At 54.6% G+C, this 17,360-nt stretch carries 19 protein-coding genes; 12 read left to right on the forward strand and 7 right to left on the reverse strand.

From position 1 onward, the window contains the following. The first annotated feature begins 10 nt into the window (after window positions 1-10). The 6 genes from gluQRS (at window position 11) to panD (ending at window position 5,362) form a co-directional block, all read left to right on the forward strand. Complete coding sequence (gene gluQRS, locus A1830_RS13195; RefSeq protein ID WP_067706921.1) at window positions 11-919, forward strand: tRNA glutamyl-Q(34) synthetase GluQRS; 909 nt, start codon at window positions 11-13, stop codon at window positions 917-919. A 176-nt stretch (window positions 920-1,095) separates the two neighbouring features. Beyond that, window positions 1,096-2,514, forward strand: coding sequence for a polynucleotide adenylyltransferase PcnB (pcnB, locus tag A1830_RS13200; protein ID WP_231877630.1), 1,419 nt, complete (start codon window positions 1,096-1,098; stop codon window positions 2,512-2,514). Continuing rightward, window positions 2,511-2,993, forward strand: a complete 483-nt coding sequence (gene folK, locus A1830_RS13205) for a 2-amino-4-hydroxy-6-hydroxymethyldihydropteridine diphosphokinase (protein ID WP_067706640.1) — start codon at window positions 2,511-2,513, stop codon at window positions 2,991-2,993. The genes pcnB and folK overlap by 4 nt, the downstream gene beginning before the upstream one ends. Window positions 2,994-3,107: 114 nt before the next feature. Continuing rightward, the gene (gene panB / locus A1830_RS13210; RefSeq protein WP_067706643.1) at window positions 3,108-3,902 is read left to right on the forward strand and encodes a 3-methyl-2-oxobutanoate hydroxymethyltransferase; all 795 of its coding nucleotides are present in this window, start codon (window positions 3,108-3,110) and stop codon (window positions 3,900-3,902) included. 15 nt (window positions 3,903-3,917) lie between these two features. Then, window positions 3,918-4,772 carry a pantoate--beta-alanine ligase gene (panC, locus tag A1830_RS13215; protein WP_067706647.1) on the forward strand — a complete coding sequence of 285 codons (855 nt, stop codon included), beginning with the start codon at window positions 3,918-3,920 and terminating at the stop codon, window positions 4,770-4,772. Window positions 4,773-4,981: 209 nt separating this feature from the next. Next, window positions 4,982-5,362: an aspartate 1-decarboxylase gene (panD, locus tag A1830_RS13220; RefSeq protein ID WP_067706650.1), complete on the forward strand. Its 381-nt coding sequence runs from the start codon at window positions 4,982-4,984 to the stop codon at window positions 5,360-5,362. Between the two features lie 232 nt (window positions 5,363-5,594). Here the strand turns inward: panD and A1830_RS13225 are convergent, their stop codons facing one another. Together A1830_RS13225 and A1830_RS13230 are read right to left on the reverse strand one after the other, a co-directional pair. After that, window positions 5,595-6,365 (reverse strand): ABC transporter permease, encoded by a 771-nt coding sequence (locus A1830_RS13225; protein WP_067706653.1) that lies wholly within the window; start codon window positions 6,363-6,365, stop codon window positions 5,595-5,597. Further along, the gene (locus tag A1830_RS13230) at window positions 6,362-7,288 is read right to left on the reverse strand and encodes an ABC transporter ATP-binding protein (RefSeq protein WP_067706656.1); all 927 of its coding nucleotides are present in this window, start codon (window positions 7,286-7,288) and stop codon (window positions 6,362-6,364) included. The genes A1830_RS13225 and A1830_RS13230 overlap by 4 nt, the downstream gene beginning before the upstream one ends. 107 nt (window positions 7,289-7,395) lie before the next feature. On the opposite strand from A1830_RS13230, the gene can reads away from it, so the two are divergent. After that, window positions 7,396-8,058, forward strand: coding sequence for a carbonate dehydratase (gene can, locus A1830_RS13235; RefSeq protein WP_067706659.1), 663 nt, complete (start codon window positions 7,396-7,398; stop codon window positions 8,056-8,058). Window positions 8,059-8,150: 92 nt separating this feature from the next. Here the strand turns inward: can and hpt are convergent, their stop codons facing one another. From hpt to A1830_RS23715, 4 genes are all read right to left on the reverse strand, one after another. Then, window positions 8,151-8,687, reverse strand: a complete 537-nt coding sequence (gene hpt / locus A1830_RS13240; RefSeq protein ID WP_067706662.1) for a hypoxanthine phosphoribosyltransferase — start codon at window positions 8,685-8,687, stop codon at window positions 8,151-8,153. Between the two features lie 461 nt (window positions 8,688-9,148). After that, window positions 9,149-9,472 carry a DUF1493 family protein gene (locus A1830_RS21515; RefSeq protein WP_073981012.1) on the reverse strand — a complete coding sequence of 108 codons (324 nt, stop codon included), beginning with the start codon at window positions 9,470-9,472 and terminating at the stop codon, window positions 9,149-9,151. Next, on the reverse strand, window positions 9,469-9,867 hold the full coding sequence (locus A1830_RS24005) for an STM2901 family protein (protein ID WP_073981013.1): 399 nt from the start codon (window positions 9,865-9,867) through the stop codon (window positions 9,469-9,471). Before A1830_RS24005 ends, A1830_RS21515 begins: the two co-directional genes overlap by 4 nt. Before the next feature lie 122 nt (window positions 9,868-9,989). Beyond that, entirely contained in the window at window positions 9,990-10,115 is a 126-nt protein-coding gene (locus tag A1830_RS23715; protein ID WP_255362080.1) for a hypothetical protein, read from the reverse strand. Window positions 10,116-10,323: 208 nt separating this feature from the next. On the opposite strand from A1830_RS23715, the gene A1830_RS13245 reads away from it, so the two are divergent. Further along, window positions 10,324-11,607: a cystathionine gamma-synthase family protein gene (locus A1830_RS13245; protein WP_067706665.1), complete on the forward strand. Its 1,284-nt coding sequence runs from the start codon at window positions 10,324-10,326 to the stop codon at window positions 11,605-11,607. 7 nt (window positions 11,608-11,614) lie between these two features. Here the strand turns inward: A1830_RS13245 and A1830_RS13250 are convergent, their stop codons facing one another. Further along, the gene (locus tag A1830_RS13250; RefSeq protein WP_067706668.1) at window positions 11,615-12,502 is read right to left on the reverse strand and encodes a LysR family transcriptional regulator; all 888 of its coding nucleotides are present in this window, start codon (window positions 12,500-12,502) and stop codon (window positions 11,615-11,617) included. 186 nt (window positions 12,503-12,688) lie between these two features. Here A1830_RS13250 and A1830_RS13255 point away from each other — a divergent pair, with 186 nt between their 5' ends. From A1830_RS13255 to A1830_RS13270, 4 genes are all read left to right on the forward strand, one after another. Next, complete coding sequence (locus A1830_RS13255; protein ID WP_067706671.1) at window positions 12,689-14,188, forward strand: UbiD family decarboxylase; 1,500 nt, start codon at window positions 12,689-12,691, stop codon at window positions 14,186-14,188. Window positions 14,189-14,200: 12 nt separating this feature from the next. After that, window positions 14,201-14,806, forward strand: a complete 606-nt coding sequence (locus A1830_RS13260; protein WP_067706674.1) for a UbiX family flavin prenyltransferase — start codon at window positions 14,201-14,203, stop codon at window positions 14,804-14,806. A 6-nt stretch (window positions 14,807-14,812) separates the two neighbouring features. Beyond that, a complete protein-coding gene (locus A1830_RS13265; protein ID WP_067706677.1) occupies window positions 14,813-15,532 on the forward strand; it encodes a DUF554 domain-containing protein in 720 nt (239 codons plus the stop codon). A gap of 238 nt (window positions 15,533-15,770) precedes the next feature. Then, window positions 15,771-17,312, forward strand: coding sequence for a NosD domain-containing protein (locus A1830_RS13270; RefSeq protein ID WP_067706680.1), 1,542 nt, complete (start codon window positions 15,771-15,773; stop codon window positions 17,310-17,312). The last annotated feature ends 48 nt before the right edge of the window (window positions 17,313-17,360 follow it).

The following is a 17,360-nucleotide window of genomic DNA, read 5'->3' on the forward strand; positions in this document are numbered from 1 at the left end:
GCCTCTCTCTATGACTCACGCCTCCGCTTATATCGGGCGCTTCGCCCCCTCTCCCTCCGGTGAACTGCACTTCGGCTCGTTAATTGCGGCCCTTGGCAGCTACCTGCGCGCGCGTTCGCAGCAGGGCCTGTGGCGGGTACGTATCGAAGATATCGATCCCCCACGCGAGGTTCCGGGAGCCGCTCAGCGCATTTTGCAGCAGCTGGAGCAGTATGGCCTGACCTGGGACGGCGAAATTCTCTGGCAGTCCCAGCGGCATGATGCTTATCGTGAGGCCTTAAGCTGGCTTAATGAGCGCCACTTCAGCTATTACTGTACCTGTCCGCGCAGTCGTATCCAGCAGCTCGGCGGCGTGTATGATGGCCACTGTCGTGAGCTGAACCACCGTCCCGATAATGCGGCGCTCCGCCTGAAATCGACGCAGCCCGCCTGCCACTTCCAGGATAGTCTACGGGGAGAGGTGCGCCCCAATAGCGCCCTGGCGCGGGAAGACTTTATTATCCATCGTCGTGACGGGCTGTTCGCTTACAATCTGGCCGTGGTGGTGGATGATCACGACCAGGGTATTACTGAGGTGGTCAGAGGGGCTGATTTAATTGAGCCAACGGTGCGGCAGATAACGCTGTTTCAACAGTTTGGCTGGCCGGTGCCGGACTATTTGCACCTGCCGCTGGCGACCGCGCCGGACGGTAATAAGCTCTCGAAGCAGAATCACGCGACGCCGCTGCCGCCGGGCGATCCGCGCCCGGTGCTGATAGAGGCGCTGCATTTTCTCGGCCAGCCGGTGAGTGAGGAGTGGCAGGATCTGACGCTGCCCGCACTGCTACAGCAGGCGGTTCAACAGTGGGATTTGTCTGGCGTCCCACTTACGGCTACAACAAACAACGTGCAATACTTAACGAATAGTGGAAAGCAGTGACGCCGTTACCGTCGTGCCCGATACGCTCTGGCATGCAATATCAGGGTAAAAGCACCCTGCCACAGCGTGAAAGATGACGGGGGAGTTAATATGAGCATTCTCAAACGCCCCGCACTGAGCTATGATTAGCCGCTATTTTTTTTCGCCCAGATTAATTGTCACTATCGAGGTGTCCCATTTTTTCCCGAGTTGCTAATTTTTGCCGAAAAGTTTTGAGTCGCGAAGACGAAACGCCAGCAAAGGTTGAGGTTGTCCCTCAGATGACCGTTATCCCGCGCGATCGTCATACTATTTCGCGTAAAGACATCAGTGAAAATGCCCTCAAGGTATTATACCGACTGAATAAAGCCGGGTATGAAGCCTATCTGGTGGGCGGCGGCGTGCGCGATCTGCTACTGGGGAAAATACCGAAAGATTTCGATGTGACCACCAACGCCACCCCGGAGCAAATGCGCAAGCTGTTTCGCAATTGCCGCCTGGTTGGGCGTCGGTTCCGCCTTGCGCACGTGATGTTTGGGCCGGAAATCATTGAGGTCGCGACCTTCCGCGGGCACCACGAAGCGGAGCAAATCGAAGAAGATCGCAATAATTCCCAGCGCGGTCAGAACGGCATGCTGCTGCGCGACAACATTTTCGGCACCATTGAAGACGATGCCCAGCGCCGCGATCTGACCATCAACAGCCTCTACTACAGCGTGGCGGATTTTAGCGTACGTGACTACGTTGGGGGCTTAAGCGACCTGCAACAGGGCATCATCCGCCTGATTGGCGATCCGGAAACGCGCTACCGCGAAGATCCGGTGCGTATGCTGCGCGTCATTCGCTTCGCCGCCAGGCTGAACATGTCGATCGCCGCGGAAACCGCCGAGCCTATCCCACGACTGGCGACGCTGCTGCATGATATTCCCGCGGCCCGCCTGTTTGAAGAGACCCTTAAGCTGCTGCAAACGGGCTATGGCTATGCCACCTGGGTCAAACTGCGTGAATTCCAGCTTTTCCAGCCGCTGTTCCCGATCATCACCCGTAACTTTACGGAGCACGGCGACAGCAATATGGAGCGGATGATCGAACAGGTGCTTAAAAACACCGATAACCGCATCCATAATCAGATGCGCGTTAATCCGGCGTTTCTGTTTGCCGCGATGTTCTGGTATCCCCAGCTGGAAGCGGCGCAGAAAATTGCTCAGGAGAGCGGTCTGGCCTATTACGACGCCTTTGCGCTGGCCATGAACGACGTGCTGGATGAAGCCTGCCGATCGCTGGCGATCCCGAAACGCATCACTACGCTGGTTCGGGATATCTGGCAGCTACAGCTGCGACTCTCCCGCCGTCACTGCAAACGCGCCTGGAAGCTGATGGAGCATCCTAAATTCCGCGCGGCCTACGATCTGCTGGCGCTGCGTGCCGAGGTGGAAAATAATCAGGAGCTGCTGCGCCTCTCCGCCTGGTGGAATGAATTCCAGGTCTCGGCACCGCCGCAGCAAAAAACCATGCTGAATACGCTGGGCGACGATCCCGTTCCCCGCCGCCGTACCCGTCGCCCACGTAAGCGCGTACCGGGCCCGCGCCGCGACGGTAACAGCAACAACGCATGACCCGCGTCTATCTGGCCCTGGGCAGTAATCTTGCCGATCCGCTGCATCAGGTGCATGACGCACTTGATGCGCTGGACGGACTGCCCCATACCCAGCGCATCGCCACCTCCTCTTTCTATCGTACGCCGCCCTACGGCCCGCCCGACCAGCCAGATTTCCTCAACGCGGCTGTCGCGCTGGATACCCAGCTAACGCCTGAGGCTCTGCTGGACGCGACGCAGCGCATTGAGCTGGAGCAGGGCCGGGTGCGCAAAAAAGACCGCTGGGGTCCCCGCACGCTTGATATTGATATCATGCTCTTTGGCCACCTCCGGCTAAACACCCCGCGCCTGATACTGCCGCATTACGATATGCACAATCGCGCCTTTATGCTGCTGCCGCTGCTTGAGATCGCCCCCGATGCCGCCTTCCCTGACGGTCAGCGCCTGAACGATATGCTTGCGGGCCTGGACACCTCAGCGATCCGCCGCTGGGCATAGCGCCTGTTCTGATGGCCCTGGATCGCAAGACCTGACCCGCTGCACCTGGCCGTGTGCAAACCCTTTCCCCATCCATTAAGATACGTCCAATATAAAATGCCTAAAGAGGTTGCGATGAAACCCACAACAATCACGACGCTTCGCCAGTGGAAAAAAAACGGACGCCGCTTTGCGTCCATAACGGCCTACGACTTTAGCTTTGCCCGCCTGTTCAGCGACGAAGGCCTCCAGGTCATGCTGGTCGGAGATTCCCTCGGCATGGTGGTACAGGGGCATGACTCAACGCTGCCCGTCACTCTGTCCGATATTGTCTATCACACGCAAGCGGTACGCCGGGGAGCGCCAGCGGCTCTGCTGATGTCCGATCTTCCCTTTATGAGCTATGCCACGCCAGAGCAGGCCTGTGAGAGCGCCGCGCAGCTGATGCGTGCCGGGGCCAATATAGTCAAGCTGGAGGGAGGGAAATGGCTGAGCGAGACGGTGAAACAGTTGACCGAACGTGCGGTACCCGTCTGTGGTCATCTTGGCCTTACGCCGCAGTCGGTTAATATCTTTGGCGGCTATAAGGTGCAGGGCCGCGAGAGCGAGGCCGCTGACGGCCTGCTGGAAGATGCGCTGGCGCTGGAAGCCGCCGGCATACAGCTGCTGGTGCTGGAGTGCGTTCCCGTGGCGCTGGCAAAACGCATTACCGACTCGCTGACCATTCCGGTGATCGGCATTGGCGCGGGCAACGTTACCGACGGCCAGATTCTGGTGATGCATGATGCTTTTGGCATTACCGGTGGGCATGTTCCCTCCTTTGCTAAAAACTTCCTCGCCGATACCGGCGATATCCGCGCAGCGGTCAGGCAGTATGTGTCGGACGTTGAAGCGGGAATTTATCCGGCTGAAGAACACAGTTTCCACTAACTCAGGAGAAGATCCGTGCTGATTATTGAAACCCTGCCGATGCTGCGTCGGGAGATTCGACGCTGGCGGCAGGAGGGTAAACGCATTGCGCTGGTCCCCACCATGGGAAACCTGCATGACGGCCATATGACGCTGGTTGACGAAGCGCGCGAGCAGGCCGATATTGTGGTGGTCTCCATTTTTGTTAATCCGATGCAGTTTGAACGCCCTGACGACCTGGCCCGCTACCCACGAACGTTGCAGGAAGATTGCGAAAAACTGAACCGCCGCAGGGTGGATCTGGTTTTTGCTCCGGCGCCTGGCGAGGTCTATCCAGAAGGGCTGAGCGAGCAGACCTTCGTCGAGGTTCCCGGCCTCTCCGGCCTGCTGGAGGGTGCCAGCCGCCCCGGCCATTTTCGCGGCGTTTCCACCATCGTCAGCAAGCTGTTCAATCTGGTCCAGCCCGACCTCGCCTGCTTTGGCGAAAAGGATTATCAGCAGCTGGCGCTGATCCGCAAAATGGTGGCCGATATGGGCTACGATATTCAGATCGTTGGCGTGCCTACCGTTCGGGCGAAGGATGGCCTGGCGCTCAGCTCACGTAATGGCTATCTGACCGCTGATGAACGCAAGCTGGCACCGACGGTAAGCAGCGTGATGAACAGCATGGCGCAGCGGCTGGCTAACGGGGATCGCCACCTTGAAGAAATTATTGTCGAGGCTGAAACCGCCCTGGCCGAAAAGGGGCTGCGGGCAGATGGCCTGGCCATCTGTGATGCGAATACGCTGCTGCCGCTCAATGTCGATAGCCAGCGCGCGGTGATTCTGATGGCCGCCTGGCTCGGCAAAGCCCGCCTGATTGATAATCAGCAGGTTGATCTGACGCAATAGTGAGTGATTTCGCTTAGCCGAAGCTGGCGCAGGATTAGGTGATAATGCTCAGCTGATAGTGGCGCAGTAGTGGATAATAACGCCGGCTGATACTGATGCAGTAGCAGGTGATAATGCTCAGCTGATTCTGGCGCAGTAGTAAGTGATAATACCCGGCGGATAATGGCGCGGGTGTTTCTGGTAACTTTTGTAACTAGGGTAATAAGGCTATGAACCGTACCATGCTACAGGGCAAACTCCACCGGGTGAAGGTGACTCAGGCGGATCTGAATTACGAAGGCTCCTGTGCCATTGACCAGGACTTTCTCGACGCTTCCGGCATTCTTCAGTACGAAGCCATTGATATTTACAACGTGACTAACGGGCAGCGTTTCTCCACCTACGCAATTGCCGCCGAACGCGGCTCGAAGATTATCTCGGTTAACGGCGCGGCGGCACGCTGCGCCTGCGAAGGCGATATTTTGATTATCTGCTCCTATGTGCAGATGACGGATGCGGCGGCGCGCGAATGGCAGCCAAAAGTTGCCTACTTTGAAGGGGATAATCAGATGAAGCGACTGGCGAAATCTATCCCGGTTCAGGTGGCCTGAATAATACGCTGAGCACAGCGAGGAAGACCCGGATGGGCCAGCAGGGATGCTAGCCCAGGGGCATGCCGGGACAGGGACATCACGTCATGCCCGGTCCGAAAGGTCAACGAGCGGAGCGAAGGAACCGTGCAACGCGCGGCGTGAGGACCACCAGGCACCGGCCCCACCCGCAGGCGACACCTCAAGTCTTAACCGCGCCGGACCCCTCCCCAGCAATCAAAACGGACAAAAACTACGTCCTTAATCCCCTGCCGCGCTCAATAAGCACCCAAACCAGCAGATAAAATACCGCGATAAAACCCGCTAATACGGCCAGGGTGAAAAACAGCGGCACATCGTTAATCCCCAAAAAGCCAAAGCGGAAGCCGCTGATCATATAAACAATGGGATTCAGCTTCGACACCATCTGCCAGAAAGGCGGCAGCAGCGTCAGCGAGTAGAATACACCGCCGAGATAAGTCAGGGGCGTCAGCACGAACGTAGGGATCAGGCTGATATCATCGAACGTGCGGGCAAACACCGCGTTGAGCAAACCGGCAAGGGAAAACAAAATCGCCGTCAGCACCAGCGTCACCGAGACCATCAGCCATGAATGAACGTGAAAAGGCACGAAAAACAGTGAAATAGCGGTAACCAGAATGCCTACGCAAATCCCTCGTGCGACGCCGCCGCCCACATACCCGGCAATAATGACGTGCGTGGGCACCGGCGCGACCAGCAGTTCTTCAATATTGCGTTGAAACTTGGCGCTGAAAAACGACGAGGCCACGTTGGCATAGGCATTGGTTATCACCGCCATCATAATCAGACCCGGCACGATAAATTGCATATAGGAAAAACCGTGCATATCGCCGATGCGCGAGCCAATCAGATTGCCGAAAATAATAAAGTAGAGCGTCATGGTGATCACCGGCGGCACCAGCGTCTGGATCCAGATGCGGGCAAAGCGGTTAATCTCTTTTCCCCAGATGCTTTTCAGCGCTACCCAGTATAAATGTGTCATGCTTTATCTCCTGTACGACCGTTAACCAGGTCGACAAACAGCTCCTCGAGTCGGTTAGCCTTGTTACGCATACTTAAAACCTGCACACCCTGATGGCTGAGCTGACTGAACACGCTATTCAACCCCTGCTCACGCAGCACTTCGACCTCCAGCGTGGAGGTATCCACCAGCCGGTACTGAAAACCTTCCAACTGAGGCAGCGGGCTTTTCGCCGCCAGATCGAGAATAAAGGTTTCCGATTTCAGCTTGGAGAGCAGCCCTTTCATGGTGGTGTTTTCCACCAGTTCCCCGCTCTGAATAATGCCGATATTGCGGCACAGCATCTCTGCCTCTTCCAGATAGTGGGTGGTCAGAATAATGGTGGTGCCTCTGGCATTGAGATCCTGCAGGAAAGTCCACATCGAGCGGCGCAGTTCAATATCCACCCCGGCGGTTGGCTCATCCAGAATCAGCAGCTTAGGCTCGTGCATCAGCGCACGAGCGATCATCAGACGGCGCTTCATTCCTCCGGAAAGCATACGGGCACGTTCGTCACGCTTGTCCCACAGATCCAGCTGCTTTAAGTATTTTTCAGCGCGCTTAATTGCCTCGGCTTTAACCACGCCATACAGGCCCGCCTGGCTGACCACAATCTGCATCACGGTTTCAAACTGGTTGAAGTTAAACTCCTGCGGCACCAGCCCCAGCTGACGCTTCGCGTTGACCATATCCTGCTGCAGGTCGTAACCAAACACCCGGACTTTGCCCGCTGTTTTATTCACCAGCGAGCTGATGATACCAATGGTGGTGGATTTCCCCGCCCCGTTAGGCCCGAGGAGCGCGTAGAAGTCGCCCGCTTCCACGTTCAAATCAATTCCCTTGAGGGCCTGAACGCCACCCGCATAGGTTTTGGTCAGTTTTTCAAGTTCCAGTGCATAAGTCATAGGTTAAAGAGTGCCCTGTTTTGTGTGGTTTGCTTGTTTGACGTTTTAAATCACGCCGTGTTGACCTATATTAACGCCACGCATTTCGAGTATCGGTCGACACAACTATGAAAGACATTAATACCCTTATCAGCAACAACCGCGAATGGTCCCGACTGCTGAAAGAGGAAGATCCGGGCTTCTTTGAGCGCCTGTCACTGGCCCAGAAGCCCCGCTTTCTCTGGATTGGCTGTTCCGACAGCCGCGTCCCGGCCGAGCGCCTCACCGGCCTGGAACCGGGTGAACTCTTCGTTCACCGCAACGTTGCTAATCTGGTGATTCACACGGACTTAAACTGCCTCTCTGTCGTGCAGTACGCCGTTGAAGTACTGGAAGTGGAGCACATCATCATTTGCGGTCACTACGGCTGCGGCGGCGTACAGGCGGCGGTGGAAAATCCTGAGCTGGGCCTGATTAACAACTGGCTGCTGCATATCCGCGATCTGTGGTACAAGCATAGTTCGTTACTGGGTGAGCTGCCGCCGGAAAAACGCTTTGATAAACTCTGTGAAATCAACGTGATCGAACAGGTCTACAATCTGGGGCATTCTACTGTGATGCAGTCTGCCTGGAAGCGCGGCCAGAAAGTCACGATCCACGGCTGGGTTTACGGCATTCAGGACGGCTATCTGCGCGATCTGGAAGTGACCGCCACCAGCCGCGAAACCCTTGAGCAGCGCTATCGCCACGGTATTGCTAACCTGCTTAACGAGCTTGAAAGCCCCAACTGATTGCAGGCGACGCATCATATAACAGGCCGGGAAACCCGGCCTTAGTCGTTTGTGCGCAGGTCCGGCTGCCCGGCCCGTCGCACAAATGTTCCTTACTCTTCCAGCATAACCACGTTGCCAACGTACGGCAGGTGACGATAACGCTGGGCGTAATCAATGCCGTAGCCAACAACAAACTTATCCGCAATAGTAAAGCCGACGTACTCAACCGGTACCTCGACTTCACGACGTGAAGGTTTATCCAACAGGGTGCAGATTGCCAGTGATTTCGGCTGGCGCAGGCTGAGAATATCGCGAACTTTGCTCAACGTGTTGCCGGAGTCGATGATGTCTTCAACAATCAGTACGTCCTTGCCGCGAATATCCTCATCCAGGTCCTTAAGGATTTTGACATCCCGGGTGGTGGACATACCGCTGCCGTAGCTGGATGCGGTCATAAAGTCGACCTCGTGAGGCACGTCGATTTTACGGCAGAGATCGGCCATAAACATAAAAGAGCCGCGCAGCAGCCCGACCAGCACCATTTCGCTGCCGCTGTCACGGTACTGCTCCGTGATCTGCTGGCCCAATTCTGCGATACGTTTGGCGATCTCTGCCTCAGAGATCATTACTTCTACGGTATGTTTCATAAATCACTTATCTCACTGATTTTATTCAGTTAATCGCTATGCAAAGCTTGTTTAAAATCAAGGTATTGATACACCGACTGATATACGGTACATCGCACAGTCATGTACAACAGCCATAGCATGAGTACCTTTTGAAGCGATGGATTATATCAGGGAAGACAGGTTGTGACTTAAAAGGGCCGAAACAAATTCGCCCCGCACGAGGGATATCGCCTTGTTCATAGACGATCCAAGCGTTTAAACTCTGAAGCTGCTCTGTCCCACAAGTCTGTAAACTTCTCCCAGCTGCCTGCACCACCCCGGTACTCGCTATAGCTTGAATTAATGGCCAGCGGCGGCTCACGTCTGAGTGCCACTGTTCAGGATATACATGAAAATATAAAGAAAACCCCCGTCAGAGACAGGGGTATAACTGGGTAAGCATGAGTACAAATAATCTACAAAATTTTTTATTCGGTTGCTCAGTCATAAAGCCAGCGCCCCGCTTTTGCGGACTCAACAAGCATTCTGACGGTAAACGGCTGAGGTTTATGTCGATCCGATCGTAAACGGGCTGGCATTAAACGATTAGGGAGAAACGGCAATATAAGTATTGGGAAATAACGACGCCAGTCTATAGAGCTACAATCAACACCAAAAACCTCAACATATTTATCGACCAGCTCATAGACATCTTCACGAACAGTCAGATATTTACCTGTACTGAGCGATGAATCAATATCAAGCGCCTTGCAGCGTAATTCATCTCTTACAAATTTAAGCACAGCATCATCGACAGAAGTCATATTCTGTCCTCAGGTTTAACCATGAGGTTATAGTGCCAGATGGTTCTGTGCGAAATCATGGTTATATCATAAAAAGTGATCGCTACCCCTACCCACGGCAACCATCTTCCTATGAGACCGCCTAAACTCGCAGTTCTCGCCCACCGACCATTAATTAATGTTTTCCAGGTAGGGGAACGCCAGCGACTATCTAACCGATACGAAATCATTCTGCGCAGACCTAACGACAAAAGGCTTGTTCCCCTTGTCGCTGTTTTGGGTTTTCCAGGAACGTGAACTATGTTAAAGCTACCTACAATTGTAGCAAAAGCAAAAACATCTAAACCGTCCAGTTGCTTTTCTGCCTCATCCACCAGAATCCAGAAAGCAAGCTCACCCGGAGGCAGGTTACACATCCCTTTGAAATATTAGCCATTAAGTTGTTCAAACGTATCCATACATGCTCCTTGCTAATGATTATCCTATCTTAGATCACTGGGTTACAGTTGGCACACGTCAAATGCTTTTGGCAAAGGCTTCATTCATGCTCTAACAGCTTATTCGACACTGGCAGACCATGTTCACGGTAGCTGACCGGGCTGAACTTCCGGGCGGCTTTCGCCCTCAGCCCCTGAACACGCAGGCTGGCAATTTCAACGGACATTTCCTGCTCACGTTCGGAAGGGAAATGTGCATTTTTGAGCTTGCTGCGGCAGACAGACGTATAGACTTCCAAATTCGATGTTAACGAAATTTTATAATGCAAAAGCTTCTATAGATAGACCGTTAATTCATTTACAGCCGCGATTATGCGCATGATAACGTACGCTGAATTTATCCCTTTTCAGCACGCCACATCGGCAGGAGATTGCATGGCTACCCCCCATTCTAAAAAGACGCATATCGGCACGCGCGAGCTACAGCCCGAAACGCAAATGGTAAACTACGGCTACGATCCGGCCCTTTCAGAAGGCGCGGTTAAGCCTCCGGTTTTTCTGACGTCTACCTTTGTCTTTAACAGCGCTGAGGAGGGGAAGGACTTTTTTGACTACGTTTCCGGGCGGAGGGAACCGCCGGAGGGCGGTGCCAATGGGCTGGTTTACTCGCGCTTTAACCATCCCAATAGCGAAATCGTTGAGGACCGGCTGGCTCTCTATGAGCGAACCGACAGTGCGGCGCTTTTCTCCTCCGGTATGTCAGCCATCTCCACCACCCTGCTGGCCTTTGTTAAACCCGGCGATGCCATTCTCCATTCCCAACCGCTGTACGGTGGAACGGAAACGCTGCTGACGAAGACTTTCCGTCAGCTCAACGTGGCTACCGTGGGTTTCTCTGACGGCGTTAATGAAGCCTCCATTCAGGCGGCGGCAAACGAGGCCATGCAACAGGGACGCGTGTCGGTGATCCTGATTGAATCTCCTGCCAACCCCACCAATAGCCTGGTGGATATTGCGCTTATTAGTCGGGTTGCGGACGCTATTGAGCAACAGCAGCAGCATCGCCCGCTTATTGCCTGCGACAACACGCTGCTCGGGCCGGTTTTCCAGCGTCCCATCGAGCAGGGCGCAGATATTTCGCTCTACTCCCTGACGAAATATGTTGGCGGGCATTCGGATCTCATCGCCGGGGCAGCAATGGGCAGTAAAGCGCTTATCAGGCAGATTAAGGCGCTGCGGAGTGCCATCGGCACGCAGCTCGATCCGCACTCCTGCTGGATGATTGGCCGCTCGCTGGAAACGCTGTCGCTGCGGATGGAGCGGGCGAACGATAATGCTGCCGCCGTGGCGGCGTTCCTGCGCAACCACCCCAAAATCGAAAAGCTGCACTATCTCTCCTTTTTGCATCCCGACTCTCCGGCAGGTCAGACGTTCAGTAAACAGTGCAGTGGCGCGGGCTCAACCTTCTCGTTTGACGTGGTGGGAGGTCAGCCCGCCGCTTTCAGGCTGCTTAACACCCTGGAGCTGTTTAAGCTGGCGGTAAGCCTGGGCGGTACCGAGTCTCTCGCCAGTCACCCGGCCAGCACCACGCACTCCGGCGTGCCCGCGGACGTACGCGCGCGCATCGGTATTAGTGAGTCAACTATTCGGGTGTCCATTGGGATAGAGAACCGGGACGATTTGATTGAAGATCTGCGCCTGGCGCTGGAACAGCTCTGACGCAGGCTCAGTACAGCAGCTCGCGGGCACAGGCGATAAAATCGCGCACCGCGCTGTTGTGCATATGCTTCTGCCAGCTTAACGTCAGCGTGGTGGTGGCTAACGGGTCATCCAGATGGCAGTAGTCCACCTCCGGCACCATCACCGAAAGCTGGGTTTCCGGTGCCAGCGTGACGCCCATGCCGATGGCCACCAGACCAATGGCGACGGAAACATCCCGGGTAAACTGAACCTTTTGCGGCGTAAAACCCGCGCGCAGGCAGGCTGAAAGCGTTGACCAGCCCAGACCCACCCCCGGTGGGTCCTGCTGGATAAGGAACGGCTCCTCTGCCAGATCGCTCAGGCTGATACGCGTGTTATGTAACTGCGGATGATGGTGCGGCAGCACCGCAATCAGCGGCCGGGTGGTCAAATCCAGATAATCCAGCTGCGCCTGGCGGGGAACGGGCGAACGCACCAGCGCAATATCCAGCTCATCATTTAACAGTAAGGTTAATTGCCGGTTAACATCATGTTCTTCAATGGCAATTTCTATCTCGGGACGGGCTTTTCGGTAACCGCTGATTAACATTGCCAGTACCGGATCGATAATAGATGAGCCTACATAGCCCAGCCGAATCCGCCCTTTAAACCCCTTGCGCAGGCTTAACGCCGTTTCGCGAATCTTTTCATAGTGGCTGACCGCCAGGCGCGCATCCGCCAGCAGCTGCGCCCCCTCATGCGTTAATACCACGCTGCGCCGGTTACGTAAAAACAGCATCACCCCCCACTCCTGTTCCAGCGCCTTAATATGCTGGCTTAATGCTGGCTGGGCGATATTCAGCCTGAGCGCCGCCTTACCGAAATGAAGTTCTTCGGCCAGGACCACAAAGGAGTGCAGTTGACGATTGTCCATCAGTAATAAAAATTCCTTATCAGAAAGGCGTTATTTATTATTGGACATATATCACCGGGGTCCTGAAACTGCAAGGACAGCAGCGGCAGGCAGGGCCATCAGCGACTGACCTCGCGGCTGCTGACGGCTGCGTCAGTAGAGTCCGGGCTGGCGTGATGGTGATGAAATGCGTTGAGGTTTATTAAGATGTCTGAAAAGAATAAACAGGATACCCAGCCAAAGGTCACAGACCTTCGCTCCGCACTGGCACTCCTGAGTCAGTATGATGACGAGTTGATTTATACCGATGAACCCGTCGATCCCATTGCCGAGCTATCCGGTGTTTATCGTTACGTTGGGGCCAACGGTACCGTGCAGCGTCCTACTCAAATCGGGCCAGCCATGATTTTCAATAAAATCAAAGGCTATGATGATATGCGCGTCCTGATTGGCCTGCTGTCATCGCGTAAACGCGTGGCGCGCCTGTTTGGTACCACTCCTGAAAAGCTGGCCTTTATGCTGAAGGATTCAGTCAATACGCCAATTGCCCCTGTCGTTATCCCGCGTGAAAAAGCCGCCTGTCAGGAAGTGGTGCACCTGGCAACCGATCCCGATTTCGATATTCTTAAGCTGCTGCCCGCCCCGACCAATACCCCCGACGATGCCGGTCCCTACTTTACCCTGGGCATGTGCTATGCGGCCGATCCGGAAACCGGCGAACATGACGTGACCATTCACCGTCTGTGCGTGCAGAGTAAAGATGAGATCTCCATGTACTTCGTGCCGGGTCGCCATCTGGATGTTTTCCGTCAGAAAGCCGAAGCTGCGGGCAAACCCCTGCCTATTTCAATCAGCATTGGTGTCGATCCCGCCATTGAAATCGGTGCCTGCTTTGAGCCACCGACCACGCCGTTGGGTTTTGATGAGCTGTCTATTGCCGGTAGCCTGCGTAACCAGGCGGTTGAGCTGGTGGACTGCGTCAGCGTCAAAGCACGCGGTATCGCTAACGCCGAAGTGGTGATTGAGGGTGAATTACTGCCTAACGTTCGGGTTCGCGAAGATCAGAACACCAATACCGGCAAAGCCATGCCAGAGTTCCCCGGCTACACCGGTGACGCTCAGGCAGAAGTGCCGGTGATCAAAGTGAAAGCCATTACCCATCGTCGCCACCCCATTTTGCAGACCTGCATTGGTCCCAGCGACGAACACACCAATATGGCCGGGATCCCAACCGAAGCCAGTATTCTGCAAATGGTTGAACGCGCCCTGCCCGGCTTCGTTCAGAATGTGCACTGCCCGTCACCGGGAACCGGCAAGTATCTGGCGGTGTTGCAGGTCAAAAAACGTTCTCTGGTGGATGAAGGACGGCAGAAACAGGCCGCGCTGCTGGCGTTCTCGGCCTTTTCCGAACTGAAGCACATTATGCTGGTGGATGAGGATGTCGATATCTTCGATCTCAGTGACGTGATGTGGGCGATGACGACGCGCTATCAGGCTGATGTCAGCACCACCTTAATTCCAGGCGTACGCTGCCATCCGCTCGATCCCTCTTCGGATCCCGCTTTCAGCCCCTCCATCCGCGCCCATGGCATTGCCTGTAAAGCCATTTTTGACTGTACCGTGCCTTATCATCTGAAAAAGAACTTTATCCGCAGCCAGTTCCTGGAGGTTGACGTTAACCGCTTTATTCCGGGCTTTAAAAAGTAAACAGGAGAAGGTATGTCAGGGTCAGTCAATTTGCTGAAAAAACAGCGGCTGATAGTCGGTATCAGCGGTGCCTCCGGCTTTTCATACGGTGTCCAGGCGCTACGCTTCCTGCGCCAGGCTGAGATAGAAAGTCATCTGGTTATCTCGCCGTCTGCCCACCTCAATCGGGAGCACGAAACCGACCTGAGCGAGGAGGATGTGATGGCACTGGCGGATGTGGTGCATCCCATCCGGGCGGTCGGGGCCGCTATTTCCAGCGGCTCTTTTCAGACCATGGGCATGCTGGTTGCACCCTGTTCGATGCACTCCCTGGCTGCCATCGCCAGCGGCGTAACGGATAATCTACTGACCCGTGCAGCCGATGTGGTACTAAAAGAGCGCAGGCGGCTGGTGTTGATGGTGCGGGAAACGCCGCTCCACGCGGGTCATTTGCGCAATATGCAACGGGTAACGGACTGTGGCGGCATTATTTTCCCTCCGGTGCCAGCCCTGTACGCCAGGCCACAAAGCGTTGAGGAGATCATTTCCCACAGCGTGGCGCGGGCGCTGGGTTTATTCGGTGTGGAGTGTGCGGAGCTGCCCCGCTGGGGTGAGACCGTAAGTTTAAACAAGGAGTGACAAGTCGTGATTATTGGACCTTATATCAACGGTGCCGCCGTGCTGATTGGCGGTATTGCGGGTGCCCTGCTGAGCAGTAAACTGCCTGAACGAGTACGCACCTCAATGCCGCTGATTTTTGGCGCGGCCTCAATGTGTATGGGGATCGTGCTGGTCAATAAAGTGTCCCATATGCCGGTGATGGTGCTGTCGGTGATCCTTGGGGCCCTGTTAGGCGAGCTGGTTTATCTTGAGAGAGGAATCGGTAAGCTGGGTGCAAAGGCGCGCGGACTGGTAGAACTGGTGGTGCGTACGGAGCCGGGCAGTGAAGAGTCACAGGCGCAATTTCTGCAAAGTTACGTGGCGATTATCGTCCTGTTTTGCGCCAGCGGCACGGGGATTTTCGGTTCCATGCATGAGGGAATGACCGGCGACTTTAGCATTCTGATTGCCAAGTCTTTCCTCGATCTCTTTACCGCGGCCATTTTTGCTACCACGCTCGGGTTTTCGGTCGCCATTGTGGCGATACCCCAGCTGATTATCCAGCTGCTGCTGGCTTACGGTGCCGTGTTTATTCTACCGATGACCACGCCAGCCATGCAGGCGGATTTCTCAGCCGTCGGTGGCGTACTGATGTTTGCGACGGGTTTTCGCATCTGCGGTATCAAGGTGTTTCCGGTGGCCAATATGCTGCCCGCCCTGGTGCTGGCCATGCCCATCTCGGCGCTGTGGAGCATGATATTCTGATAGGGTTAGCCTGAAAAAGTAAAGCAGCTGGCTCGTTTAGAGCTAAACCCGCCCGCTGCCACCTGTTTAACCATGATGTTTTATCGCCATAATTATAAAAAAATTATTTATACCTATAAATTATAAAATTAATCACCTGCCAATACGCCTGTTTAAAAGAAAGATTTTAACTAAAAAGGTCAAGCGGCACCAGGGACGCCCCTTGCCTTGAGAATACAAAAATCAAGGTGGCATTAAAATGATTAAGAGAACGTTGCTCGTACTAATTTCCTGTCTGATACAGCCAACCATTCACGCCGCGGAGAACGACATCCCACCGCAGAACGTATTACAGATAACCTCCTACGCGGACGATGCCAGTCCGGGGACGCTGCGCTGGGCAATACTTAAAAATAACCAGCATCCGGGAAATTATCGTATTGAATTACATACGCTGGGAAAGAAACCTTATGCAATCAAACTGCAACAGCCTTTACCCCCGCTGATGGGTCCGGTAGAGATTATCAACACGGACTGGCGGAAAACCAATGATTATATCGCCATTGACGGCAGCGGCTATATTAAACCCGTCGATCCCCGCGCCTGTCCCGGTGCGGTCGAGGGGCAGTATGGCGCCAACGTGCGTACCACCAGCCTTCCCGGTTTAGTGCTGCGTGATACCGGCCACGTAACATTACAGGGGCTGGAGATTACAAACTTTTGTATTGGCATTTTAATTAACCGCTCCAGCGATAATGTCATCGAAGACAACCGCATTGTCGCTAATCATGGCGGCGCGGGATTAATGTTAACCGGTGACGATGGTAAAGGAAACTCCACTGCCACAACAACGCAGAGGAATAAAATATTGCGCAACACCTTTATTAATAATGGTGATTCCATGGAAGCCACCCGGGGTGCCTCCTTTAATCTTATTGCAGATAATTTTATCACCACAGATTTAGTCAATAATAAGGAGCCCTCACAGGGGCTGGAAATGCTGTGGGGCAATGATAATGAGATCATTCGTAATCATTTCGAAAATTACTCAGATGGCGTTCAGATTAACTGGGGTAACCGTAACTATATCGCGGCCAACACCTTCGTTAATCTCTCCTCCGCCGTCACCCTGAGCGGCAGCGGTAATATCGTCGATGGCAATACCATGACGGGTAACCGCGTGGCCGTGTCAGTGCGCCCACAGGGCGAAGCCGGTAAGGATGGCCGCTTCGGTATTAACCGTATCAGCGGGATCTCCAGTAACCGCATCAGCGAAAATATCATGATCGACAACGGCAGAAATATTAAACGCTGCTTTGCCGGAGGCAGCTGCCTGCCGCACTTAGCCGGGGCAATTGTCTTTAACGTTCCGGGCCTGGAACATGCTGCTTTTATTGGTAATCGCGGCGGCGGTATCAGCGAAGACACCAGCAAAATGGAGAAGATCTGTGCAATTGACGGAAGAGTGGCGGGCTGCGAACCGACCCCAAATGAGGGGCAAACCGCGCCGCACCTCGATCGGGTGACGCTTCATGCCGGGCAGCTTAGCGTAGAGGGAGAGGTTAAGGGCATTGCCAATACGCTCTACCGAATAGAGTTCTTTTCCAATCGTCGTGCGGATGAAAACGAGGCGGAAGACATTCTGGGTTATCAGATGGTGGCGATAGGGGCGAATGGCCAGGCCCACTTCCACTATCAGCTGACCTTACCGGCCAGGTTACAGGTTGCCAATGTGACCGCCACCGCAACCAATAACGATGGGGCGACCTCAACCTTAAGCCAGCCTGCTGCCCTAAGGTAACGATTTTTCACCCCATTGCCGTCGGCTATGACGGGTTAAAGGCGGGGC

It is taken from the genome of Erwinia sp. ErVv1, assembly GCF_900068895.1.
GTDB lineage: Bacteria > Pseudomonadota > Gammaproteobacteria > Enterobacterales > Enterobacteriaceae > Erwinia.

Coding starts and splice junctions, on each gene's coding strand:
- A1830_RS24005 (WP_073981013.1), bottom strand. CDS start 9,867: ATGTGTAACCTGCCTCCGGGTGAGCTTGCTTTCTGGATTCTGGTGGAT.
- folK (WP_067706640.1), top strand. CDS start 2,511: ATGACCCGCGTCTATCTGGCCCTGGGCAGTAATCTTGCCGATCCGCTG.
- panD (WP_067706650.1), top strand. CDS start 4,982: ATGAACCGTACCATGCTACAGGGCAAACTCCACCGGGTGAAGGTGACT.
- A1830_RS13225 (WP_067706653.1), bottom strand. CDS start 6,365: ATGACACATTTATACTGGGTAGCGCTGAAAAGCATCTGGGGAAAAGAG.
- can (WP_067706659.1), top strand. CDS start 7,396: ATGAAAGACATTAATACCCTTATCAGCAACAACCGCGAATGGTCCCGA.
- A1830_RS13255 (WP_067706671.1), top strand. CDS start 12,689: ATGTCTGAAAAGAATAAACAGGATACCCAGCCAAAGGTCACAGACCTT.
- A1830_RS13270 (WP_067706680.1), top strand. CDS start 15,771: ATGATTAAGAGAACGTTGCTCGTACTAATTTCCTGTCTGATACAGCCA.
- A1830_RS13230 (WP_067706656.1), bottom strand. CDS start 7,288: ATGACTTATGCACTGGAACTTGAAAAACTGACCAAAACCTATGCGGGT.
- A1830_RS13260 (WP_067706674.1), top strand. CDS start 14,201: ATGTCAGGGTCAGTCAATTTGCTGAAAAAACAGCGGCTGATAGTCGGT.
- A1830_RS21515 (WP_073981012.1), bottom strand. CDS start 9,472: ATGACTTCTGTCGATGATGCTGTGCTTAAATTTGTAAGAGATGAATTA.
- gluQRS (WP_067706921.1), top strand. CDS start 11: ATGACTCACGCCTCCGCTTATATCGGGCGCTTCGCCCCCTCTCCCTCC.
- panB (WP_067706643.1), top strand. CDS start 3,108: ATGAAACCCACAACAATCACGACGCTTCGCCAGTGGAAAAAAAACGGA.
- A1830_RS13250 (WP_067706668.1), bottom strand. CDS start 12,502: ATGGACAATCGTCAACTGCACTCCTTTGTGGTCCTGGCCGAAGAACTT.
- A1830_RS13245 (WP_067706665.1), top strand. CDS start 10,324: ATGGCTACCCCCCATTCTAAAAAGACGCATATCGGCACGCGCGAGCTA.
- hpt (WP_067706662.1), bottom strand. CDS start 8,687: ATGAAACATACCGTAGAAGTAATGATCTCTGAGGCAGAGATCGCCAAA.
- A1830_RS23715 (WP_255362080.1), bottom strand. CDS start 10,115: ATGTCCGTTGAAATTGCCAGCCTGCGTGTTCAGGGGCTGAGGGCGAAA.